Consider the following 7,685-nt stretch of genomic DNA (forward strand, 5'->3'; position numbering starts at 1 on the left):
CGTGCCTTCTTCACCTATTAATCCGTCATTTATGAAAATCATGCGATCAGAAACCTCTTGAGCGAATCTCATTTCATGTGTAACGATAACCATTGTCATCCCTTCATTTGCAAGTTCTTTAATAACTTGCAATACATCATTTACAAGTTCGGGATCTAACGCAGATGTAGGTTCATCAAACAACATAACTTTTGGATTCATAGCTAATGCTCGAGCAATGGCAACACGTTGTTGTTGCCCTCCTGATAAGGCATGTGGTCTTTGATCTTTCACGCTTTCTAACCCAACTTTATTTAATAACTGAAGTGCATCTTCATATGCTTTTTGCTTGCTAAGTTTTTTGACTGTAATTAAGCCTTCCATTACATTTTCGATTGCTGTCTTATGTGGAAACAAATTATAACTTTGAAATACCATTCCAGATTGTTTTCTAACTTTAATCTGTGACTTTTTATTATCAGCAGTATATGTTTCACCATTTACACTTACAAATCCTTCAGTCGGAATTTCTAGTGCATTAATCATTCTCAGTAATGTTGTTTTACCAGATCCAGATCTACCTATTAATGTTACAACCTCACCTTTATCTATTGAAAGATTTATGCCTTTAATAACTTCTTTACCTTTAAAAGATTTTTTTAAATTTTGAAGTTCTATCATGAGCGATACCCTCTTTCAATATAAGATTCATAGAATGATTGAATAACTGAAATAATAAAACATACAATCCAATAAAGTACAGCAACTAATAAGTAAATCGTTAAGAATTCATATGTCGTAGATGCGACTTCTTGAGCTTTTCTAAACATTTCAGCTACAAGTATAAATCCTAATAGCGAAGTATCTTTAATTAAACTTAAAAATGTATTTCCTAATGCTGGAATGGATACACGAATAGCTTGTGGTAGTACAATTCGCTGAATGGTCTGCTTATAATTCATGCCAATTGAATAGGCTGCTTCAGTTTGACCATCAGGTATTGATTGAATACCACCTCTTAAAATTTCAGATGCATATGCACCAACATTAAGAGAAAGACCTATAATGGCAGCCACTACAGGCGCTAGGGTGAGCTGATTCTCTGCATTTCCAGTTGCCAATCTACCTATTTCAGGAATACCGTAAAAGATAATGAATAATTGAACAATCATAGGTGTACCACGAATGATTGATACATAAAACCGTGCTATTCCTTTTAAAACTTTGCTGCTAGATATGCGCATCAAAGCAGTTAGTAAGGCTAATATCAAACCAATAATAAATGTAACTAACGTAATTGGTATTGAGAATTTAATTAAGCCATCTAACATTGGTATAAATGCTTGTTTCGCAGCATTTAAGGCATGTAGTTGCTCATCATTTAGGTTCTGAAACATTTGCGCCAAACCATTTTTTACTTATTTTTTCTAGCTCACCATTATCTTTTAGTGTTTTTAATCCTTTATTAAAGTCTTTAATCACTTTATCGTCTTGTTTTTTGTTGAATGTAAAGGCAGATTTACTTTGCTCTGCATTACCTTCAATTGCTTTAATCTTAGCATTTGGTTTTTGTTTTTTGTAATCTAAGTAAGATACATTGTCATTAAAAGTACCTTCAACTCGTTTAGATTGTAACAAGTCCATAGCTTGATTAAATCCATCTACTTTCGTAATGTCTGCACCTTTTGATTTAGCTAACTGTCCATAATTAGAAGTTAATGTTTGTGCTAGTTTTTTACCTTTTACATCATCAAATGATTTTATATCTTTATTATTTTCATTCACAACAAGTACACCTTTTGAGTAAGTGTATGGATCTGAAAATTTATATTTTGCTTTTCTTTCATCATTAATACCGACTTGATTTGCAATCATATCAAATCTGCCTGAATCTAGTCCAGCAAACATTGAATCCCATTGGGTTTCTTTAAATTCAACTTTATAACCAATTTCTTTTGCTACTGCTTTAGTAACATCAATATCATATCCAGTTAATTTGTCATTTTTATCATGAAAACTAAATGGTGAATAAGTACCTTCTGTACCTACGACAAGTTTTTTGTCATCTTTATTACTTGTTTCCTTTGTATCTTTACCACTCCCACATGCTGCTAGTATTACCATAACCGTCATAATTAAAAATATTGCCTTTTTCATTTTGCACCCCACTATTCTTAGTATCCTAATCGGAATAAACATATTTTAGACTGAAATACAAAATGTGTCAATTACTTGATTCGGTTTATTTGTATTTCAAATATTCAATCTTTTCGAAATCGATGTCTAGAACGAGATGCTCTAACAATGATTTGGCATTTAAATAATCTCTAATATCATAAACTGCCTTGCTCGTATGAATATATCTTGCACAAACTCCTATTACAGCAGTAGGTATACCCGTTAATGCTTTATGGATTTCTCCACCATCTGTTCCACCCGGTGATTGAAAGTACTGATATTGAATTTCATTTTCTTCTATCGTATTTAACAAATATTCTTTCATTCGTTCTGATAAAATCATCGTACGATCCAATATTCTAACTAATACACCTTCACCTAATGCGCCAGATAATCCAACGTGTCCTTTCATATCATTAGCTGGTGAACAATCTACTACTAATGCAATATCTGGTTTAATTAAATTCACACTTGCTGACGCTCCTCTAAGGCCAACTTCTTCTTGGACATTTGCACCTACATATAAATCTACATCTAACTCTTTATTTTTAAGCGATTCAAGTAGTTCAATACCTACTAAACAACCATATCGATTATCCCATGCTTTAGCTAAGATTCTATTTTCAGTTAATTGCTCAAAGTCAGTTCGCGGTACAATTGTATCTCCAATATTTATTCCCATATCTTGAAGTTGTTTTTTATTTTCTGCGCCTACATCCAACAACATATCGTCTATAGAGACACCACTTTCATTCCCTGTTCTAAAATGTTTCGGAATACTACCAACTACACCATTGTAATAGTCATTTTTCTTTGTTTTTAATTGTAATGTTTGTGATAACCATACATCAGAAGATACGCCTCCAAGAGGTGTGAATTTCAACATACCTTCATTTGTCATTTCAGTTACCATAAATCCAATTTCGTCCATATGTGCTGCAATCAGCACTTTTGGAGCATTTTTCTTTTTAGATTTTTTGACGCCATAAATACTTCCCATATTATCTCCGATGATTTCATCAACAAAGGGTGTCATTTTTTCTTTCAAGTAATCTCTAACTTCACCTTCAAATCCTGGTACTGCATGTAATTCCGTTAATTCTTTCATTTTTGTAATGGTTTCTTGTCTAATTTGTGTCATTATGAATCTCCTTAATTAAATATTTATATATCAATCACGCTTTGTGTTACACTAGTTTTAAGATAAAGGAGGCATGGTCATGCAGAATAATAAGTTACGTTTAATCATTACAATCATTTCTTTAATTACCGGCTTAGGTGCTATCGGCACATATATATACTTCAAACAATTTAAATATTACAATTGTGAAGATATCCTCCAACAAGTAAAGAGTCAGTTTAATAATGTAGAAACTTCTTATATCTTACATATCCCAAAGACCTACCAAAAGTTTGGTATTGAAACTAAGGTCGTCCATGGAGGCATATCCGTAACAAAAAATAACAAACCAATTCATTATGAATTTATTGCAGATGCCTTTAATGGCCAAGTCATTGATATATACGAAGTATAATCATTTATTAAAACATAACGTACAGAAAACTGTACGTTATGTTTTTTTATTTAATTTCTCCATTTTTCAAGGCATTAAACGATTGTTTAATTGCGTCTAACCCACCGATGAGCTTCTCTTCGCTACAAGCAATATTCATACGAAAATGATGACTTTCTGACAATTCAAATGAGTGTCCGATTCCTGTTGCGATCTTACCTACAGATTGTAACGCTTCTTGAACTTGAGCCTCATTGTATCCACTTTTAGAAAAGTCTACCCAAGCTAAGTATGTTGATTCTGGCTTAATAAATGTAAGTTCATCACTCATATTCTGATCAATAAACTCTTTAAGAATTAACATATTTCTTTCTATATGATTATTTAACTGGTCAACCCAGTCAGCACCGTTTCTATACGCTACTTTTACGGCTTCAACAGCAAGAGTGTTTGCAGCACTTAACCCGTAATATGTTGCTAACTTTCTGTTGAATTGTAATGTAAAATATCTATGTTTCGTTATCATATAACTACTTGCTAAACTTGCTAAATTAAATGTCTTACCTAAACCAGTCACAACGACTAAAGACGAATCTAACTGCATTAAGTTAGTCATAGAATAAAAACCTTCTTCAGATCTAACAAAATCCATATGAATCTCATCAGATACGATGAATACGTCATATTTATCACAAATCTCTTTAATTTGTATCAGTTCTTCTTTAGTCCAAACTTTACCGGTCGGATTATGAGGATTACATAGAACAAGTACTTTAACATCTTCTCTCGATGCCATAGATTCAAATTGCTCGACATCTAGCTTGTAACCATCATCAGTTGGAATTAAGGATGACTCTACAGCTGTTCTCTTATTTCCTTCAATTAATGTTAAAAATGCATTGTAAGAAGGTGTATGTATGAGGACACCTTCACCTTCTTTCGTAAACTCTCTTATTACTTCAGTAACTGTAAATAATATACTAGGTACGTAATAAATATCATTCTTTTGAATATTTACTTTAAATCTCGTTTTGTACCAATGTTTAATAGCATCTAAGTAATCATCTTGCTTCCAAACTAAATACCCAAAATGAGCTTGATCTAATTTCCCTTTTAAATGATCAATAATAAAGTCAGGAGTTTTAATATCCATATCAGCAATCCAAAACGGTTCTAAATTTTCATAGTCATACACTTTTCTTTGTCCATCGTAAGCTATTGTTGCTGTTCCTCTTCTGTTAATAATCTCATCAAAATTATACTTCAATTAAATCATCCCTTCTGATTTCTTCTTTAACTTCCCTTGTGACATTATCCATTCTTAATGCAAAATAATTCACATCATGATAAAAAATAAACCAGTAGTTATTTTTTATATACTTTTGTAATAGCCTTTCTTTAGCATTAATTGAATCCATTGGATAATCATCATATGCCGTCACCCATAAAGGGTTTAAATGTGCAAATGTAGGTAGTATGTCAGCCATGTGGACTGCTTTTTCAGCGCCGTTCTCTATTTCAATAACTGAATGCCCAGCACTATGCCCACCCGTATGTTCCATCGTAATGCCTGGAATGATTTCAATTTTGTCGACGAAAGTAACAACTTGATGTTCAATATTTTTATAGTTTTCTTCCCAATACGTTGATTTACTTCTAATATTAGGTGCTCTTAATTCGTTCCATTCAATTTGTGACGTATAGATCGTTGCATTTTTAAATACAGATTGACCATCGGATGTAGTTAAACCACATGCATGGTCAAAATGCATATGAGACATTAAAATTATATCAATATCATCTACCGTTAAATCAAATTGATTAAGTGACTTGTCCAAATCACTTTCATAAGTAGTACCAAAATTACGTCTTTGTTTATCTGTTAACTTACCATTTCCAATACCAGCATCAATTAATATATTATTATCTCTTGTAGTAATTAAAATTGGATGTGTCACTAATGGAATTTGATTCTTTTCATTTAGTGGATACTTTTTGGACCACAATGGTTTTGGAACAACTCCAAACATTGCACCCCCATCCATTTGAGTAATACCACCTTGTAAAGGATGTATTTTAAAATCACCGATTTTCAACAATTCAATTCCCCCCCATTCATTATTATTATTTTATCATTAATTGTATATATGGACATCTCTCGTGATTACTGATCAATATGTCCAATATGATTAAACAACTTCGATTAATATATTTACATTTTCTAAACAAAAAGAACCGAGCAACACAAAATTAAGATTTTGTGTTGCTCGGTTCTTTTTAACGATTATGATTTAAAACTAGCTTCCATACGATAAATTCTAAATCCTCGAGTAGAAAATTTATCTTCATACTCAGTACGTATATTATCTTCTGGTTCATTTTCATGTAAATTTAAATTAATGTAGTCAAACGACATTCCAAATTGAGACATACTTTCCAGACTGTATTCGAATAACTTTTGATTATCTGTCTTGAAATGAATTTGTCCGTTATCTTTTAAAATATGCTGATAAATATCTAAAAAAGTTGAGTATGTTAAACGTCTTTTCGCATGTCGTGTTTTTGGCCACGGATCTGAAAAATTTAAATAGATTCTAGATACTTCATTCTCTACAAAATACTCTTTAAGTAATTTAGCATCTTGATTGATTAGCTTAATATTATCAAGTTCTAATTCTTTCACTTTTTCAAGAACTCTTACCATTACATTTTTATCTTTTTCAATCGCAACATAATTGATTTCTGGATTAGCTTTAGCAGTTTCTGTAATAAAGCGTCCCATACCTGTCCCAACTTCAATGTGTATCGGTTGATCTTTATCAAACCATTCCGCCATCTTATACTGATGGTTTAAATCTACATCAACTATATTTGGGTGACTACTTAAAAAGTCATCAGCCCAAGGTTTATTTCTCATTCTCATTCAAAGTAGCTCCTTATATAAATACATTTCGATTCATAACTTCACTTAAGAAATGCAACCAATCATTCATATCTTGGTAGCGTTTTTTTTCTTCATACCATTCAACCATAGCGATAGCTTGAATTAACGTGTACCACTTCATTCTTTTCTTCAAATCATGTGTATCATTAATACCATACATACTAAGCCAATCTGCCCAGTTTTGTTCATCAACGTACGTATACAATATCATACCTATATCAATTGCAGGGTCTGCAATCATAGCACCTTCCCAATCTACAAGATATAATTCATCTTGATCTGATAGTAACCAATTATTATGGTTTACATCACCGTGAATAACAGTGTAGAACCTACTATCTAAAGTTGGCATATTGTCTTCTAAATAAGTTAATGATTTTCTTACAGTTCTATTGGCTAAAACATGTCTAGATAATGAACTATTAATCTTTTTGAAAAGTAGTTCTGGATGCATTGGCTTCATTTCCATACGTTTTAACATATTCAATAATTGTTTTGAAGAATGTATTTTTTTAAGAAGCTTGGCAACTCGGTTAGAATTCATTTCATCTTGGACTAGCTCTCTACCATTTTTCCAATGTTGAGCAGTAACCACTTCTCCTGTTTCGATACGCTTTGTCCATACAAGTTTTGGTACGATACCTTCAGCAGATAATGCTGTTAAAAAAGGACTCGAGTTTCGTTTTAAGAAAAGTTTCCGACCATCTTGTTCTGCCATATATGCTTCACCAGACGCGCCACCTGCTGAGTCTAACGTCCATCCTAATTGATAAAAATGTTCCAACCTATCCACCTCACTTTCAGAAAAAGAAAAAGACTCAAGAATTTCAAATTTCAAGAGTCCTATTCAATCTTAATAATCCCTTTATATTTTGTCGATTTAGTGCACTTGTTATAAATTTTATTATCTTTTTGTAAAGATTTCAACCACATAAATGAAAACTTTGGAGTATTTTGAGCCTATTAATTTCTAATAAGTCTAAATTATACTGTATTCATCTCATTTACAGGCATATTAAATTTACACTAATTTTTTTATATATTAGACTCTATAGATTTATCAAATAATT

Annotated in this window: 8 protein-coding genes and 1 pseudogene; 1 reads left to right on the forward strand and 8 read right to left on the reverse strand. The window is 31.9% G+C overall.

The genetic code is table 11. The features are described from left to right. From CD111_RS10925 to CD111_RS10940, 4 genes and pseudogenes are all read right to left on the reverse strand, one after another. Window positions 1-660: pseudogene (locus CD111_RS10925) on the reverse strand (amino acid ABC transporter ATP-binding protein); the annotation flags it as partial. Then, window positions 657-1,376, reverse strand: a complete 720-nt coding sequence (locus CD111_RS10930; protein WP_095087366.1) for an amino acid ABC transporter permease — start codon at window positions 1,374-1,376, stop codon at window positions 657-659. The pseudogene CD111_RS10925 and the gene CD111_RS10930, both read right to left, overlap by 4 nt. After that, a complete protein-coding gene (locus CD111_RS10935; protein WP_095087365.1) occupies window positions 1,357-2,136 on the reverse strand; it encodes an amino acid ABC transporter substrate-binding protein in 780 nt (259 codons plus the stop codon). Before CD111_RS10935 ends, CD111_RS10930 begins: the two co-directional genes overlap by 20 nt. A gap of 85 nt (window positions 2,137-2,221) precedes the next feature. Beyond that, on the reverse strand, window positions 2,222-3,298 hold the full coding sequence (locus tag CD111_RS10940) for a M42 family metallopeptidase (protein WP_095087364.1): 1,077 nt from the start codon (window positions 3,296-3,298) through the stop codon (window positions 2,222-2,224). Between the two features lie 79 nt (window positions 3,299-3,377). On the opposite strand from CD111_RS10940, the gene CD111_RS10945 reads away from it, so the two are divergent. After that, the gene (locus tag CD111_RS10945; RefSeq protein WP_095087363.1) at window positions 3,378-3,692 is read left to right on the forward strand and encodes a hypothetical protein; all 315 of its coding nucleotides are present in this window, start codon (window positions 3,378-3,380) and stop codon (window positions 3,690-3,692) included. 46 nt (window positions 3,693-3,738) lie between these two features. On the opposite strand, the gene CD111_RS10950 is transcribed toward CD111_RS10945, so the two are convergent. From CD111_RS10950 to CD111_RS10965, 4 genes are all read right to left on the reverse strand, one after another. Next, the gene (locus CD111_RS10950; protein ID WP_095087362.1) at window positions 3,739-4,938 is read right to left on the reverse strand and encodes a MalY/PatB family protein; all 1,200 of its coding nucleotides are present in this window, start codon (window positions 4,936-4,938) and stop codon (window positions 3,739-3,741) included. Next, entirely contained in the window at window positions 4,928-5,770 is an 843-nt protein-coding gene (locus CD111_RS10955) for a YtnP family quorum-quenching lactonase (protein ID WP_420866067.1), read from the reverse strand. Before CD111_RS10955 ends, CD111_RS10950 begins: the two co-directional genes overlap by 11 nt. A gap of 185 nt (window positions 5,771-5,955) precedes the next feature. After that, a complete protein-coding gene (gene trmB, locus CD111_RS10960; protein ID WP_095087361.1) occupies window positions 5,956-6,594 on the reverse strand; it encodes a tRNA (guanosine(46)-N7)-methyltransferase TrmB in 639 nt (212 codons plus the stop codon). Window positions 6,595-6,607: 13 nt separating this feature from the next. Then, complete coding sequence (locus CD111_RS10965; RefSeq protein ID WP_095087360.1) at window positions 6,608-7,399, reverse strand: phosphotransferase family protein; 792 nt, start codon at window positions 7,397-7,399, stop codon at window positions 6,608-6,610. Window positions 7,400-7,685 lie beyond the last annotated feature (286 nt).

The sequence above is a fragment of the Mammaliicoccus stepanovicii genome, from assembly GCF_002902525.1.
GTDB lineage: Bacteria > Bacillota > Bacilli > Staphylococcales > Staphylococcaceae > Mammaliicoccus > Mammaliicoccus stepanovicii.

Excerpts from the sequence above, each read along its gene's own strand:
- CD111_RS10935 (WP_095087365.1), bottom strand. The coding sequence starts at position 2,136 with ATGAAAAAGGCAATATTTTTAATTATGACGGTTATGGTAATACTAGCA.
- CD111_RS10940 (WP_095087364.1), bottom strand. The coding sequence starts at position 3,298 with ATGACACAAATTAGACAAGAAACCATTACAAAAATGAAAGAATTAACG.
- CD111_RS10930 (WP_095087366.1), bottom strand. The coding sequence starts at position 1,376 with ATGTTTCAGAACCTAAATGATGAGCAACTACATGCCTTAAATGCTGCG.
- CD111_RS10945 (WP_095087363.1), top strand. The coding sequence starts at position 3,378 with ATGCAGAATAATAAGTTACGTTTAATCATTACAATCATTTCTTTAATT.
- trmB (WP_095087361.1), bottom strand. The coding sequence starts at position 6,594 with ATGAGAATGAGAAATAAACCTTGGGCTGATGACTTTTTAAGTAGTCAC.